The 15855-nt window shown below is 72.4% G+C and carries 13 protein-coding genes; 11 read left to right on the plus strand and 2 right to left on the minus strand.

Annotated elements, in window-relative coordinates; genetic code table 11:
- Positions 1–31: 31 nt before the first annotated feature.
- Positions 32–778 carry an SDR family NAD(P)-dependent oxidoreductase gene (locus tag I6A81_RS32680; RefSeq protein WP_203001647.1) on the minus strand — a complete coding sequence of 249 codons (747 nt, stop codon included), beginning with the start codon at positions 776–778 and terminating at the stop codon, positions 32–34.
- A 184-nt stretch (positions 779–962) separates the two neighbouring features.
- Here I6A81_RS32680 and I6A81_RS32685 point away from each other — a divergent pair, with 184 nt between their 5' ends.
- Both I6A81_RS32685 and I6A81_RS32690 read left to right on the plus strand, forming a co-directional pair.
- Positions 963–2108 carry an acyl-CoA dehydrogenase family protein gene (locus I6A81_RS32685; protein WP_203001645.1) on the plus strand — a complete coding sequence of 382 codons (1146 nt, stop codon included), beginning with the start codon at positions 963–965 and terminating at the stop codon, positions 2106–2108.
- A gap of 136 nt (positions 2109–2244) precedes the next feature.
- Positions 2245–3528, plus strand: a complete 1284-nt coding sequence (locus I6A81_RS32690; protein ID WP_307875077.1) for an acyl-CoA dehydrogenase family protein — start codon at positions 2245–2247, stop codon at positions 3526–3528.
- Positions 3529–3620: 92 nt separating this feature from the next.
- Here I6A81_RS32690 and I6A81_RS32695 read toward each other — a convergent pair whose 3' ends face one another.
- Complete coding sequence (locus I6A81_RS32695; protein WP_203001643.1) at positions 3621–5162, minus strand: MFS transporter; 1542 nt, start codon at positions 5160–5162, stop codon at positions 3621–3623.
- A gap of 123 nt (positions 5163–5285) precedes the next feature.
- Between I6A81_RS32695 and I6A81_RS32700 the strand changes: the two genes are divergently transcribed.
- The 9 genes from I6A81_RS32700 (at position 5286) to I6A81_RS32740 (ending at position 15819) form a co-directional block, all read left to right on the plus strand.
- Complete coding sequence (locus I6A81_RS32700; RefSeq protein ID WP_203001641.1) at positions 5286–5993, plus strand: TetR/AcrR family transcriptional regulator; 708 nt, start codon at positions 5286–5288, stop codon at positions 5991–5993.
- A gap of 31 nt (positions 5994–6024) precedes the next feature.
- Complete coding sequence (locus tag I6A81_RS32705) at positions 6025–6978, plus strand: zinc-dependent alcohol dehydrogenase (protein ID WP_203001639.1); 954 nt, start codon at positions 6025–6027, stop codon at positions 6976–6978.
- Entirely contained in the window at positions 6975–7451 is a 477-nt protein-coding gene (locus I6A81_RS32710) for a VOC family protein (RefSeq protein WP_203001637.1), read from the plus strand. Before I6A81_RS32705 ends, I6A81_RS32710 begins: the two co-directional genes overlap by 4 nt.
- The gene (locus I6A81_RS32715) at positions 7448–8809 is read left to right on the plus strand and encodes an alpha/beta hydrolase domain-containing protein (RefSeq protein ID WP_307875078.1); all 1362 of its coding nucleotides are present in this window, start codon (positions 7448–7450) and stop codon (positions 8807–8809) included. Before I6A81_RS32710 ends, I6A81_RS32715 begins: the two co-directional genes overlap by 4 nt.
- A gap of 154 nt (positions 8810–8963) precedes the next feature.
- The gene (locus tag I6A81_RS32720; RefSeq protein WP_203001635.1) at positions 8964–10031 is read left to right on the plus strand and encodes a DUF2889 domain-containing protein; all 1068 of its coding nucleotides are present in this window, start codon (positions 8964–8966) and stop codon (positions 10029–10031) included.
- 204 nt (positions 10032–10235) lie between these two features.
- Entirely contained in the window at positions 10236–11537 is a 1302-nt protein-coding gene (locus I6A81_RS32725; RefSeq protein ID WP_203001633.1) for an acyl-CoA dehydrogenase family protein, read from the plus strand.
- Positions 11538–12012: 475 nt separating this feature from the next.
- Entirely contained in the window at positions 12013–13017 is a 1005-nt protein-coding gene (locus I6A81_RS32730; protein ID WP_203001693.1) for a phosphotransferase family protein, read from the plus strand.
- Between the two features lies 1 nt (position 13018).
- Positions 13019–13993, plus strand: a complete 975-nt coding sequence (locus I6A81_RS32735) for an NADPH:quinone oxidoreductase family protein (protein ID WP_203001631.1) — start codon at positions 13019–13021, stop codon at positions 13991–13993.
- Positions 13994–14538: 545 nt separating this feature from the next.
- A complete protein-coding gene (locus tag I6A81_RS32740; RefSeq protein WP_203001629.1) occupies positions 14539–15819 on the plus strand; it encodes an ABC transporter substrate-binding protein in 1281 nt (426 codons plus the stop codon).
- The last annotated feature ends 36 nt before the right edge of the window (positions 15820–15855 follow it).

The following is a 15855-nucleotide window of genomic DNA, read 5'->3' on the forward strand; positions in this document are numbered from 1 at the left end:
TCACGGTCCGGTATCCGCTCACGGTCCGGTATCAGCTCACGGTCAGGCCGTTGTCGACGACGTGGACGGCACCGGTGATCGACTTCGCCTCACCCGACGCGAGGAAGGCGAACAGCGCCGCGATCTCCTCGGGCATCGCGACGCCTCGGTAGCCGGCCATCCGCCGCGCCAGGTCCGGGTCCCGGTCCTCGGGGAACGTCACGGTCCTGGCGATGTTGGTCAGGGTCCCGGCCGGCGCGATCGCGTTGACCCGCAGCGGGGTCTTGATGAACTCGACGGCGAGCGACCTGGTCAGCTGGATGAGGCCGCCCTTGCTCGCCGCGTAGGCGGCCGAGTAGGGAACGCCCTGGACACCGGCGTTGGACGCGATGTTGATGATCGTGCCGCCGGCCGCCAGCAGGTGCGGGATCGCCGCCTGGGACAGGAAGAACGGGCCGTCGAGGTTCACCGCCAGCGTGCGCCGGTACTGCTCGACGCTCGTCTCGGTGGTGTGCGCCGGCCGGTAGATCCCGGCGACGTTGCCCAGCACGTCGAGGCGGCCGAACTCCGACACGGCGGCCGCCACCGCCTCGGCGCACGCGGCCGGGTCGGCGACGTCGACGACCCGGACCGACACCGTCCCGCTCGCCAGCGCCTTGGTCTCCGCCAGCGCGCCCTCGTCGATGTCGACCGCGAGCACCGACGCGCCCTCACCCGCCAGCCGGATGGTGATCGCGCGGCCCATGCCCGACGCCGCACCGGTGATGAGTGCCGCTTTGCCCGCAAACCGTCCCGTCATGGCCGTGTTCTACCTCACGGACACCCGCGGGCGCACCCATTGAGGCTTCTATGTCAGTGCGCGAGACGCGGGCCGCCGAGGAAATTTGACGTCGAAGTCGACAAACTGCGAGCCTGTGGCGACGGCCACGTGACGATCCTGCTCAGGACCGACGTGGCCCGACGAGCGATCGAGGTTACGGACCATGTTGCTGGAGCTGACCCCCGACCAGGAGGTCTTCCGGGAGGCGACCGCGCGGTTCCTCGCGGACCGGGTCCCCCCGGAGGTGATCCGCCGGCTGCGTGCCGACCCGGCCGGGTTCTCGCCGGACTACTGGAGCGCCGGCGCGGAGCTCGGCTGGACCTCGCTGCTCGCCCGCGAGGAGCACGGCGGCGGCCCGATCGGCGACGCCGCGCTCGTGGACCTCTCGATCCTCGCGCACGAGTTCGGCGCCCGTGCCGCCCCCGGCCCGCTCGCGTCCGCGAACGTCGTCGCCCACGCGCTGTCCACCTGGGGCGGCGAGGCCCACACCGCGGCCGTCGAGGCGGTGCTGTCCGGCGAGTCGCTCGCCACCTGCGCGCTCGGCGAGCCGGCGACGCCCGGCGAGCCGGCCGGCATACGGGTCCAGGTCCGCGCCGACGGGGGCGACGTCGTCCTCGACGGGACCGCCCGCCCGGTCGAGTCGGCCGCGGGGGCCGGCCACATCCTCGTCACCGCGCGGGTGGCCGGCGCCGCCGGCCTCGCGCAGGTGCTGGTCCCGACGGCGGCCCCCGGCGTGACCGTCACTCCGATGCGCACGGTCGACCTGACCCGGCGGTTCTTCGCCGTGGGGTTCGACGGCGTGCGGCTGCCCGCCGACGCCGTCGTCGGCGAGTTCGGCGAGGCCGGCGAGCAGGTCGAACGCCAGCTGCAGGTCGCGCTGGCGCTGAGCTGCGCGGAGAGCGTCGGCGCGATGCAGACCGCGTTCGACCTGACCGTGAAATGGGCGTTCGAGCGCTACTCGTTCGGCCGGCCGCTGGCGTCCTACCAGGAGCTCAAGCACCGGTTCGCGGACATGAAGACCTGGCTGGAGGCGTCGCACGCCATCTCCGACAAGGCGACGGCGGCGGTCGACGCCGGTGCGCCCGAGGCGGCGGAGCTGGCCAGCGCCGCGAAGGCCTACATCGGCGACTACGGCACCGAGCTCGCGCAGGACTGCGTCCAGATCCACGGCGGCATCGGCGTGACCTTCGAGCACGACCTGCACTTCTACCTGCGCCGCGTCACCCTCAACCGTGCCCTGCATGGCACCCCGGCCAGCCACCGGGCCCGCGTCACCGGCATCTTCGAGAACCTCAAGGAGCAGGCGTGAGCGTAGGAGCAAGCGCGTGGAGCCGTCGTCCGAGGCGGACCTCCCAGATCGGCTACGCAAGCTCCGCCGATCCGGCAGGAACCCCGGAGGACGGCGGCGGAGCAAGTGCGGCGACGGAGCGAACCCGAGGTAGAGCGTGAGCACCTCTGCTGTGGGCGCCGACGGGGTCGAGAGCGTCGAGGAGTTCCGGGCCAGGGCGCGGGCCTGGATCCGCGCCAACCTGCGTCCGCTGGAGGCGCACGAGGAGGTCGGCATCATGCGGCCGACCCGGACCGACGAGGAGGAGCTGGCCGCCGTCGCCCGCGACCGCGAGATCCAGAAGGCGCTGTTCGACGCCGGGCTCGCCGGCATCTGCTTCCCGCCCGAGTACGGCGGCCGTGGGCTCACCCCGGCCCACCAGCGGGCGTTCAACGAGGAGATCACGGGCTACGAGTACCCGCAGCGCCTGCAGGTGCCCACGTTCGCGCCATGCGCGGCGGTGCTGCTCGAGTTCGGCACCGAGGAGCAGAAGCGCGCCCACATCCCCGCCATCCTCAAGGGCGAGGAGATCTGGATGCAGTTCCTGTCCGAGCCGTCCAGTGGCTCGGACGTCGCCGCCGCGCTCACCACCGCGGTCCGCGACGGCGACGACTGGATCCTCAACGGTTCCAAGATCTGGACGACCGGCGCCTGGTGGTCCGACTGGGGCCTGTGCCTGGCGCGGACCAACTGGGACGTCCCCAAGCACCGCGGCCTTACGGTCTTCATCCTGCCGATCGCCGCCGCGGGCGTGGATGTGCAGCGCATCGAGATGCTCAACGGGGTCAAGGAGTTCTGCCAGGAGTTCATGACCGACGTCCGGGTCCCCGACTCCGACCGGATCGGCGAGGTCGACGACGGCTGGACGGTCGGCACCCGCTGGATGTTCCACGAGCGGATGAGCAGCGGCTCGCCGTACGTCACCAGCCCCGGCACGAGCGCGCACCACCGGATCGGGCCTGACTGGCTGCTCGACATCGCCCGCGGCACCGGGCGGCTCGACGACCCGCTGGTGCGCGACCTGGTCGGCGAGGGCCGGGTGCTCGACCTGGTCGGCGCCGCCCTGCATCCCCGGCTCGCCCTCGGCATGACGACCGGCCGGCTGTCCGACCAGGCCGCCGCGATCGGCCGGCTCTACAGCGGCGTCTGCGCGACCCGGCTCACCACGATCGCCTTCGACATCGCCGGCGGCGCGGGGGCGGCCTGGGCGGACGACGACGGCGCCGCGTCCGACGTCGGCGCGGACTTCCTGATGCGCCAGACGGCCACGATCGGCGGCGGCACGACCGAGATGGCCCGCAACGTCGTCAGCGAGCGGGTGCTCGGGATGCCGCGCGAGGCCGCGCTCGACCGGGGCCGCCCGTTCCGGGAGGTCCCCCGCGGCGGGCGCAGCGGCGGCTGACGCGCGGACGCGAGCGGTCCGAACGCCGAAGGGCCAGGGTGCCCCGCCGGTTCGACCGGCGGGGCGCCCTGGCCACGTCGACCAGGTGACGGCTACCGTGCCGCGGCCTCGACCGCGACGGGAGCGGCCGCCGCCGGCGCGAGCGCGGCGGGCGCCTCGGCCCGCGGGGCCGGGACGGTGGCCGGGGCCGGGGTGGCGTCCGCCCGGTGCTTCGGCAGGAAGAACGCGATCGCGCAGGACACCAGCGCGGTGCCGGCGCCGATCAGCAGGCCGAGCTGGAGCGCGCCGAGCGACGGCACCTGGGCCGGGCCGACCGTGGTGGTCATGCTCGACATGACCAGACCGAGCACCGCGCCCGCCGTGGAGGTGCCGATCGAGCGCATCAGGGTGTTCAGGCCGTTGGCCGCCGCGCCCTGCTCGGCGGGCACCGCCCGCATGATGAGGGTCGGCATGGCCGCGTAGGCGATCCCGACGCCAGCGCTGATCACCAGGCAGAACGCCACCGTCCCGACGGGGCTGCCCATCAGCGGGAAGGCGAGCAGGTACCCGCCGGCGACGACCGCGGCGCCGAGCATCAGTGCCGTCTTCGGGCCGCGCGCCGAGATCAGCCGGCCGGCCAGCGGCGAGAGCAGCATCATCCCCAGGCCGGCGGGCGCCATCCACAGGCCGGTGGCGAGCAGGGACTGGCCCAGGCCGTAGCCGGTCACCTTCGGCAGCTGCAGCAGCTGCGGGGCGATCAGCGCCTGCGCGTACATCGAGCAGCCGAGCGCCACGGACGCCAGGTTGGTCAGCAGCACGGGGCGGCTGGCGGTGGTACGCAGGTCGATCAGCGGGCCGTCGACGCGGGCCTCGAGGAAGCCCCAGGCGAGCAGCACCAGCACACCGCCGACCAGCAGTCCGAGTGTGCGCCCGCTCCCCCAGCCCCAGGCGGCGCCCTTCGAGACCGCGAGCAGCACGCCGACGAGGCCCACGGACAGCAGGATCGCGCCCGGCACGTCGAACCCGCCGACGCCGCGAACCGGCGACTCGGGGACGACCCTGGCGACCAGGCCGCCCAGCACCACGCCGAGGACGGCCGAGAGCCAGAACAGCGCGTGCCAGTCGGCGCTCTGCGCGATCAGCGCGGCCAGCGGCAGTCCGAGCGCGCCGCCGACGCCGAGGGAGGAGCTCATCACCGCCATCGCCGAGACCATCCGCTTCGGCGGCAGCAGGTCACGCATGATGCTCACGCCCAGCGGGATCACGGCGATGCCGATGCCCTGCAAGGCGCGGCCGACCACGAGCGGCCCGATCGACGACGACAGCGCCGCGATCAACGCACCCACCGTCTGGATGCCGATCGCGAGGAGGAGCATCCGCCGCTTGCCGAACAGGTCGCCCAGCCGGCCGAAGACCGGGTTGGCGACCGCTCCGACCAGCAGCGTCGCGGTCACCGCCCAGAAGGCGTTCGACGACGAGGTGTGCACCAGCGTCGGCAGCTTCGGCAGCAGCGGCACCATGAGCGTCTGCATCAGCGACATGGCGGTGCCGAGGGTGGCGAGGACGACGACGATCGCGCCGTCGCGCGGGCTCGACGAGCCGGACGGGCCGGTAACCGGGGCAGTGGCAGAGGTGGTAGCCCGTCTGGCGCTCATGGGACCTCCCAGCGATGTGCAAGATACACATAATGTGTATCAGGCATATCGCCGAATTCGGCGGTACTGTGAGCCGCGACGCGAGGTGACTTCACCCACCCGACGTGCCAGAATCCAATTCTGATGACGCAGAACGCAGATCGCCTCCTGCCGGTGGAGCCATCACCGGCCGCGGAGCCGGCCCCGCCCGCTCTCTCGACCAACGGCGACGTCGCGGCGCGCCTGGCCGCGAGGAGGCTCGCCGCGCGCACGGCGGGCTACACCCAGGAGGTCCGCCGGCTGCTCGACGCCGGCCTCGAGGTGATCTGCCGCAACGGCACCTCGTCGCGGCCCCGGGTCGCCGACATCGTCGCCGCAGCCGGGCTGTCCAACGACGCGTTCTACCGGCACTTCCCGTCCAAGGACGCGCTCGTCAGCGCCCTGATCGAGGACGGCACCGAGCGGCTGGCCAGCTACGCCGCCCACCAGATGGGCAAGGAGACGGCGCCGGCGGACCGGGTGCGCCGCTGGGTCGAGGCGGTGCTCGGGCAGGCCAGGGGCGGGGTCGCCGCGTCGACGCTGGCGGTGATGTGGAACGGGAGCAGCACCCGCGACGCCACCCCCGGGCGTCACCCGGCCGCCGAGACGATGGCGGTGCTGCTGCGCGCGCCGTTCGCCGCGCTGGGCAGCGACGACCCCGAGTCGGACGCCGTCCTCGTCGCGCACGCCGTCTTCGGTGTGCTGTCCGACTTCCTGTGGACGCGGGCCGAGCCCACCGAGGCCGACCTCGACCGGATCACCGCGTTCGGCCTGCGCGCCGTCACCCGCCGCTCTTCCCCCGAATCTCCCTGAGACTCCCCCACCAGACCCATCAGGAGTGTCCATGAAGGCTGTCCGCGCGGCGGATGGCGCTATCGCCGTCGTCGAGCTCGACTCGCCGCCGGGTACCGGCGACGAACTGTTAACCATGAAGTCGGCGAGCATCTGCAGCTCCGACCTGATGTACCTCAGGTATGGCCTGCGCGCCGTCGCCGGCCACGAGCTCGCCGGGGTCAGGCCGGACGGCACCCCGGTGATCGTCGAGGCGATCTACGGCTGCGGCGAGTGCGACCAGTGCCAGGCCGGCCGGTACAACCTCTGCCCCACCCATCCCACCCGCGCGCTGGGCGCCACCGCCGACGGCGGCATGGCCGAGCGGTTCTACGCTCCGGCCGCCCGGCTGGTCCCGGTGCCGGACGGGCTCGACGTCGCCGACGCGTCGCTGGCCGAGCCGGCCGCCGTCTCCTGGCACGCGCTGCGGCTCGGCGGCACCGGCGCGGACACCTCCGTCGCGGTCGTCGGCGCGGGGGCGCTGGGCCTGCTGGCCGTCGCCGGCGCCCGCCGCCTCGGCGCGCCCGAGGTCACGCTCGAGGCCCGCCACCCGCACCAGGCCGAGGCCGGCGAGCGGTTCGGCGCGAAGATCGGCGCGAGCGGCCACCACGACGTGGTCGTGGACGCCGCAGGCACCCAGGAGAGCCTCACCCGCGCCATCGAGCTCGTCGGCCCCCGCGGGCGGGTCGTCTCGGTGGCCCCGCACATGGCACCGGTCCAGATCGACTGGCGGACCCTGTTCCACCTGGAGGCCGCCGTCATCCCGTCGATGGGCTACTGCGCCCATGACGACGGCGCAGGCGGCTCGAGCACCGAGTTGGCGGAGGCCGCCGCGATGCTCGCCGAGAATCCCGAGATTCCCCAGACCCTGATCACCCATCGGTTCCCGGTCGAGGACGCCGCCGAGGCCTTCCGGGTCGCGGCCGACCGGTCAGCCGGTGCTATCCGAGTGGTGGTGGAGCTGTGACAACCCTGCGGCCGGAGAACCAGTACCACGTCGGGGTCGTCGTCGACGACTTCGAGGGGACACTCAAGCGCCTGACCGAGCTGTTCGGCTACGAGTGGTGCGACGAGCTGGTCGCCGACACGGCCGTCCGGATCTACACCGCGGACGGGCCGGTCGACACCACCATCACCACGCGCTTCACCTACTCCGTGAACGAGCCGCGCCTGGAGATCATCCGGCCGATCCCCGACTCCGTCTGGACGCCGGCGGACTCGGGGGTGCACCACCTCGGCTACTGGTCCGACGACGTGCCGGGTGACTCGGCGGCGCTGATCGAGCAGGGCCTGCCGATCGAGGTCGCCGGGATCGGTCCCGACGGGGTGCCCTACTGGGTGTACCACCGTGGCCCCGACGGCCCGCGGGTCGAGCTGGTGAGCAGCCGGATCAAGCCAGGGCTGGAGCAGTACTGGGCGAGTGGCCGGAACCCGCGGTGAGCGCGTTCGCCACCCGGCAACCCACGAAGCTGGTGGAGCTCACCGGCGGCAAGGGCGTGGCGATGGCCTCGCCCGTACCAGCCGAGACCGCGGCCGCCGGCTACGTCGAGCGCGAGTACGCCGCCGCGGGCACGGCGACCGCCTACCGCGCCGACGGGGGGCTCACCTCCGAGGGCCGCTGGACGTTCGAGGCCGCCAGCACCGCGCCGTACCGCACCCGGATCGTGGTGCGCCGCCCGGCGGCGGACGCGGACTTCAGCGGCACCGCGGTCGTCGAGTGGCTCAACGTCAGCTCGGGCCAGGACGCGGACGTCGTCTGGGCCAACAACCACGAGGAGATCACCCGCCGCGGCCACGCCTGGGTCGGCGTTTCGGCGCAGCTCATCGGCGTCCAGGGCGGGCCCGTCCTCGCCTCCACCGTCGAGGGCGCCACGGCGCGCGGGCTCGTGGGTACCGACCCGGAGCGCTACGACTCGCTCGTCCACCCCGGCGACGGGTTCGCGTTCGACCTGTTCACCCAGGCCGCCCGCGCGGTCCGCGCCGGGACGCTGCTCGGCGGGCTCGTCCCGCGGCTCGTGCTCGCGGCCGGCCAGTCCCAGTCGGCGTACGCGCTGGTCACCTACATCAACGGCGTCGAGCCGCTGGTCCGTCGCCTGTTCGACGGCTACCTGCTGCACAGCCGGGGCCTGGGCGCGCTGAACCTCGCCGCGCCCGGCCAGCCGGCCGGCCTGCACGAGCTCGAGGCGACCAGCCCGAAGCTCATCCGGGTGGACACCGCCGCGCCGGTGCTCATCGTCCAGGCCGAGGGCGACCTGACCCACGTGCTGAACTCGCTCGGCTCCCGCCAGGACGACACCCAGACCGTGCGTACCTGGGAGGTCGCGGGCGCGGCGCACGCCGACCGGCACACCATCGGCCCGTTCGCCGACCTGCTCGGCTGCGGCGTGGACGTCAACGACGCCCCGATGCACGTCGTCGTCAAGGCGGCGCTGCGCGCGCTGGAGACGTGGGTCCGCGACGGCACGCCGCCGGCCACGTCGCCGCGGATCGAGACCTCGGGCGGCGAGGTCGTCCGCGACGCGGACGGCATCGCGCTCGGCGGGATCCGTACCCCGCCGGTCGACGTGCCCGTCGACGTCCTGTCCGGCGTCCCCGGCCCGAACCCGTCGGTGATCTGCCAGCTGTTCGGCTCGACCATCGCGCTGCCCGCCGAGCGGGTCGCGGCGCTGTACTCGTCGCGCGACGAGTACCTGGCGCGTTTCGAGGCCGCGACCGGCCGCCTCATCGCGGCCGGCTTCGCCCTTCCCGAGGAGCGCGACGCGCTCCTCGGTCACGCCCAGCCCGACAGGATCGGCTGACCGGCCGGGCCCCGCCCCGGTGAGGGCCTGGCGCGGCCGACCGGCCGCGTCGGGCCCGCCCGCCCCGAGGTGGCCCGGCCACCGGCAGGAGAGGTGACCAGGAGATGCCTGACGGCTTACGCGACGGACCGCGCGAGGCGGGAGTGACCGGCTCATGAGCGTCCCTGTCTGGATCACCCGGCCGGACGGGCGCCCGCTCACCGGGCCAGCGGCGCCGGGCGGGCCCGCCGTGGCGACGCCGCCGCTCCGGCCGGGCCTGGTGCGCCGGACCACGACCCACGACTCGCTGCGCCCGGCCGGGCTCGCCGGCCCGGTGACGCTCGACGCGCGGGGCCGGGACATCCGGGTCGAGGCCGACGGCGCGGCGACGGTGCTGGACGCGGCGCGGGTGACCGCCGAGATCGGCGGTTTCCCGGCCCGCGCGATCGCCCGGATCGAGGCCGACCCCGGCCACCCCGGCCTCGCGGCGCTCGTCGGGCGGGGGGCCGCCGCGGGCTTCCGCCAGGCGGTCGACGACGCGCTGCCCGGCGAGCGCGCCAGCCACTCGGTGCGCCACCAGCTGCTCGACGACCTGCCGACGGCGCTGCTGGTCAGCGGCTACGCGCTCCAGTTCGACCGGCCCGCGCGGGTACCCCCGCGAGGGCTCGCGCTCCAGTACCCGGACCTGTGCGCGGGCTGGGTGGCCGGCGGCACGATCATCAGCGGGATCGAGACCACCGGGCGGGTTCCCCTGCCGCTTGGCCCGCCGGTGCCGCCCGTCGACGCCGACGACCCGGACGGCTGGCACGAGACCGAGCCGCTGCCCGCGCACGGCATGCGCCGGCGCCGCCGGATCGACGTCTGGCGGGCCGGCGGCGAGCGCGGCGCGCGGGTCGAGTGCTTCTTCCGCGACAGCCACGTCGACCCGGACGGTGTCGAGACCGCGGTGCACGAGTACACGGTGCGCGCCACGGTCGACGTGGCGACGACGACGTTCACGTCGTGTGTGGCCGAGTTCGGCGCGCTGCCGTGGTCGGAATGCCCGGGGGCGCTCGCCAGCGCCGGTCGGCTGGTGGGGCGGCGCCCCGACGGGCTGCGCCGCCTCGTCCGGGACACCTTCACCGGGACGTCGACCTGCACGCATCTCAACGACACGCTGCGCTCGCTCGAGGACGTCGGCGCGCTGGTGGCCCAGCTTCCCGGCGCCGACACCGACACCGGCGCGGACGAGACGTCCACCTGACGAGGGGGCCGCGGCCGCCCCGCGGGCGCCGTGTCCCGGCGCGCGCGGCGTCGGGAGCGTCCGGCGCGGGTCGGCCGCTCCCGGCGGGCGGCCTGATCGCCCTAGGGCCGCCGCTCGCCAGGAGCCAGGTTCCGAAGATCACTACTTGTGTTCGGCAATGTCAGAATCGTATTCTGCCGGGGACGACCAGGAAGGGACACACCGATGGCGTGGGACTTCGAGACCGATCCCGAGTACCAGAAGAAGCTGGACTGGGCCGACGAGTTCGTCCGCGAGGAGGTCGAGCCGCTCGACCTCGCGTTCCCGGACCTGCAGTTCGTCCCGCTGACCGAGACCCGCCGCAAGCTCATCGACCCGCTCAAGCAGCGGGTGCGCGAGCAGGGCCTGTGGGCGACCCACCTCAGCCCGGAGCTCGGCGGCCAGGGCTTCGGCCAGCTCAAGCTGGGACTGCTGAACGAGATCCTCGGCCGCTCCTCCTGGGCACCGATCATCTTCGGCTGCCAGGCGCCGGACACGGGCAACGCCGAGATCATCGCGCACTACGGCACGCCGGAGCAGAAGGAGAAGTACCTCAAGCCGCTGCTCGAAGGCGAGATGTTCTCCACCTACTCGATGACCGAGCCGCACGCCGGCGCGGACCCCACGCAGTTCACCTGTCGCGCCCACAAGGAGGGCGACGAGTGGATCATCAACGGGTGGAAGTACTTCTCGTCGAACGCGAAGACGGCGAGCTTCTTCATCGTCATGGTGGTCACGAACCCCGACGTGAGCGCGTACCGGGGCATGTCGATGTTCCTGGTGCCGGCCGACACCCCGGGCATCAACATCGTCCGTAACGTCGGCCTGTACGGCGAGCCGCTGGGCGAGGGCTTCCACGCGCTCATCCACTACGAGGACGTGCGGGTCCCCGAGTCAGCGCTGCTCGGCGGCGAGGGCCAGGCCTTCGCCATCGCCCAGACCCGCCTCGGCGGTGGGCGCATCCACCACGCGATGCGGACCATCGGCCAGGCGCAGCGGCTGCTGGACATGACCTGCGAGCGCGCGCTGTCGCGCACCACCGCCGGCAGCAAGCTCGCGGAGAAGCAGTTCGTCCAGGGCTTCATCGCCGACTCCTACGCGCAGCTCCTGCAGTTCCGGCTGCTCGTCATGTACATCGCCTGGGAGATCGACAAGTACCAGGACTACAAGCGCGTCCGGAAGGACATCGCGACGGCGAAGATCGTCATGCCGACGGTCCTGCACGACATCTCCTGGCGGGCTATGCAGATCCACGGCGCCCTCGGCACCACCAACGAGATGCCGTTCTTCCGGTACATCCACGGCGCCGCGGTGATGGGCCTGGCCGACGGGCCGACCGAGGTCCACAAGATGACCGTCGCCAAGCAGGTCCTGCGCGACTACCGGCCGGCCGACGGCATGTGGCCCACCGAGTGGATCCCCGGCAAGCTCGACGCCGCCCGCGCCAAGTACGCCGAGTTCCTCGAGCACGAGGTCGGGAACTTTTGATGGTCGCCTTCTGATGGTTCGCTCCGTCCGGGCTGTGTTTCTTGGTTCGCTCCGTCCGGGCGCGACGCTCCGGCCCCTTGCTCGCTTCGCTCCCAAGGGACCTCCGCGCCGCGTCCTCCTCCGCGAACGCGCGCTCCGGCGACCTCCGCTGCGGCCCGCCCTGCCTCGCTTCGCTCGCAGGGCGGGCCTCCGCGGAGGCGCGCCTGCGCGCCAGCTCAGTTGCGTGGCGTTCCCACGCCACGAACCGAACTACTTCCCGCGAGGGGCCACTTCACGACCTGCGGAATCGCTTACCTCCCAGATCGACTTCGTCGATCCGGCAGGGATCCCGTCGCTCGTGGACGGGCCTCCGCGTCGCGCGGTTGCGGCGCGCTTGAAGGCTTTTTCCTAGTTCGTTCCTCTACACCCTGAAGGTGGTCCTCCTGTGAGTGACGCGGACCCGACGCCGCTCGACTTCGACCGGCTCGCTACCTGGATGGACGAGAAGGGGCTGCCCGGCGCGGGGGCCCCGCTGGAGCACAAGTTCCTTTCCGGCGGCACCCAGAACGAGATCTACCTGCTGACGCGCGGCGACTTCCAGTGCGTCATCCGGATCCCACCGGCCAAGGCGCCGGCGGACCGGGACAACGGCATCCTGCGGGAATGGCGGATCATCGAGGCGCTCGACGGCACCGACGTCCCGCACACCGCCGCGGTGGCGGTCTGCACGGACCACTCGGTGCTCGGCCGCACCTTCTACCTCATGGGCTTCGTCGACGGCTGGTCGCCGATGAACATGAAGGACCGCAAGTGGCCCGAGCCGTTCAACAGCGACCTCGGGCTGCGCGCCGAGCTCGGCTACCAGCTGGCCGAGGGCATCGCGCTGCTGTCGAAGGTCGACTGGAAGGCCAAGGGCCTGCACGACCTGGGCCGCCCGGACGGCTTCCACGAGCGCCAGGTCGACCGCTGGCTGAGCTTCTTCGAGAAGATCAAGGGCCGTGAGCTCGAGGGCATGGACTCGGTCACCGAGTGGCTGCGCCACCACCGCCCGCTCGACTACATCCCGGGCCTCATGCACGGCGACTACCAGTTCGCCAACGTCATGTTCGAGAACGCCGTCCCGGCGAAACTCGCCGCGCTGGTCGACTGGGAGATGGGCACCGTCGGCGACCCCAAGCTCGACCTGGCCTGGATGGTCATGAACTGGCCCGAGGACACGATGTCCGAGGCGGCCGCGAAGTCCAGCTACGTGGACCTGCGCGGCATGCCGAGCCGTGACCAGGTCGTCGACCACTACGCCAAGGTCTCCGGCCGGCAGGTCGACGACCTCGACTACTACCTGGTGCTGGCCCGGTGGAAGATCGCCATCGTCCTGGAGCGCGGCTTCCAGCGGGCCGGCAACGACCCCAAGCTGCTCGCCTTCGGCCCGGTCATCGAGCAGGCCATGAAGTCCGCGGCCGAGTTCGCCGCGACCACGGACTACGACCACTCGGGGCGCTGACATGCTGGCGGCGGTGTGCGCGGAATACGGCGACCCCGAGGTCCTCGAGGTCAAGGAGATCGACACTCCACCGATCGGGCCCGACCTGGTCCGGGTCCGCGTCCGGGCGGCGGCGGTCAACTTCCCCGACGTGCTCGTCATCGCGAACACCTACCAGGTAACGGCGCCCGTGCCGTTCGTGCCGGGCAGCGAGTTCGCCGGGGTGGTCGAGGAGGTCGGCGCGGGTGTCACCGGCCTCGCCCCCGGCGACCGGGTGGCGGGCACGGTGTTCGTCGGCGCCTTCGCCCAGCAGGTCGTCTGCCGGGCCGAGTCGCTGCGGCCCATCCCCGACGGGGTGGACGACCGGTCCGCCGCGGCGTTCGTCGTCGCGCACCGCACGTCGTACCACGTGCTGCGCTCGATCGCCCAGGTGAAGCCAGGCGAGCGGGTGGTGGTACTCGGAGCCGGCGGCGGCGTCGGCCTCGCGGCCGTCCAACTCGCCGTCGCGCTCGGCGCCGAGGTGACCGCGGTGGCGAACTCCTCGGACAAGCTCCAGATCGCCGCGGTGAACGGGGCGACGACGCTCATCGACAACGCGACCGAGGACCTGCGCAAGGCGCTGAAGGCGGCGCACCCCGGGGGGGTCGACGTCGTCGTCGACATGGTAGGCGGGGACCTCTCGGAGGCGGCACTGCGGGCGCTGCGCTTCGACGGGCGCTTCGTGACCGTCGGCTACGCCTCGGGGACCATCCCGCGCATCCCGCTGAACCTGGTGCTGCTCAAGGGCGCGCACATCATGGGCTTCCAGATGCGCGACTTCGCCACCCACCGGCCGGACGACCTGGCCCGCGACGACCGCGAGCTCACCGAACTGCTCGCCTCGGGGGCCGTACGCCCGCACATCGGCGCGGTCTTCGCCCTCGACGACACGGTCGCCGCGCTGCGCCATGTCGCCGACGGCAAGGCGGTCGGGAAGGTCGTCCTCGACGTCCGATGACATCCGGCGTCCGGTGACATCCGGCCGGGGCGGGCGCGGGAAATGCCGCCGCGAAGGTTCTCGCGCCCGCCCCGGCCGCCGGCGCGGCATCGGCCGTGAACATCACCAGAACCAGGTGCTTCCCGTAGATCTTGGTCGATGCGAGCGGCCGTCCGGACGCCGATCCGCGCGGCCGAAGATCCACGGAACGCGCCCCAGAGCCGGCGCGCTGTCGGCCGATGGATTGCCGCGCCCGCGCGGCGGTGAGAACCATCATTTTTCCCGCTCATCCGGGTTGGTCCTACGTCGGCGGCTTTCCTGACCGCTGGTAGCGGCCCCGCGGCGACCCGCGCCCGCGGGCTCCCCCAGCCACACCCGGAAACGGCGCTGGTTAGCATCGGAACCGATACATAGACATCACCAGGAGACGCGCGCCACTGGCCGGCGCGTACCGGCGCGGGCTCCCCACCGGGCGCGGTCCCGGAAGGCACGGGCGAACGGGTTCCGACGGCGGCCGAGGGCCGCGCCAGTGGGCGCCGCTCCAGTACCTCTGGAGGAGTTCCCGCATGGTGTTAGCGCCTTACCGGCGATCGCCGCGGTCCAGGGCGGCGCTCGCCGCGAGCACCGTCGGCCTCGCCGCCCTTGTCGCCTGCGGCGGCCCGACGAACGAGACCGCCAGCGTCGGGATCTCCTGCGAGACCACCGCGCCGGGGGTCACGGCGACGGAGGTCAAGATCGGCCTCCTGCATGACGACAGCGGGCCGAGCGCCGAGGCGATGCGCGCCTTCCGGGGCGGTGTCGATGCCCGCCTCGGCGTCACCAACGAGGAGGACGGCGGCGTCTTCGGCCGCACGGTCACCTATGCCTGGCGCGACGACCAGGCGGATCCGTCGATCAACCTGCAGGCGGCCCGGCAGCTGGTCACCGACGAGAACGTCTTCGGGATCATCGAGGCTCCGGGCGCCGAGGCGGGCTCCGCCGAGTGGCTCCACCAGCAGGGCGTCCCGGTGACCGGCCTAGCGAGCGACCGACTCTGGACGCGGTACGACAACATGTTCTCGTGGTTCTACCTGGGTGAGGGCTCCGTCACCACGTGGGGCGACTTCATCCGGTCGCGGGGCGGAACCCGGGCCGCCGTGTTCGCAATCTCCGGGAACGAGGCCAACTTCGACTTCAGCCGCCAGTTCAAGGCCAGCCTGCTGGAGACCGGCGTTGAAATCATTAATATCTTTGAAGTCGCCGGTACGACCAACTACGTGAACATCGCGCAGCAGATCAAGGCGAGCGGCGTCGACACCATCGCCGGAGTGCTGCTGCCGGACGCCGCCGCGGAACTGCTGCCTGCCCTGCGTGACGCAGGCGTACGCCCCAAGGTCGTCATGATGCCACTTGGCTACGACCAGAACGTGCTCGCGCGGTATGGCCAACAGCTGGCCGGCACGGTCATCTACTCCGCCGTCAAGCCATTCGAGCTCAACACCACGGAACAGCAGGCGATGCTGACCGCGATGACCACGTACGCGCCGCAGGCCAAGCCGCCACAGCAGGACAGCGCGGTCGACGGCTACGTCGCCGCCGACCTGCTCCTGCGCGGCCTGCGGGAGGCCGGCGCGTGCCCGACCCGGGAATCGTTCATCAACGCCCTGCGCGCCGTGAACGACTACAACGGGGCCGGTCTGATCCCTCACTCCGTGGACCTGTCGACCAACCGGAACAAGATCTCCGTTTGTTACAGCTTTGTCCAGGTCGGCACCGACGGCCAACGGTTCGTTCCGCTGAGCGAGGACGCGACCTGCGGCCAGGAGATCACCTCACAGAAGATGGACCAGCTTCTGTCGAATCCGTAACATCTCGCCGGATAGGTTGATCCGGCGAGCGCACGC

This window comes from Frankia nepalensis (assembly GCF_016786325.1).
Classification (GTDB): Bacteria; Actinomycetota; Actinomycetes; order Frankiales; family Frankiaceae; genus Pseudofrankia; species Pseudofrankia nepalensis.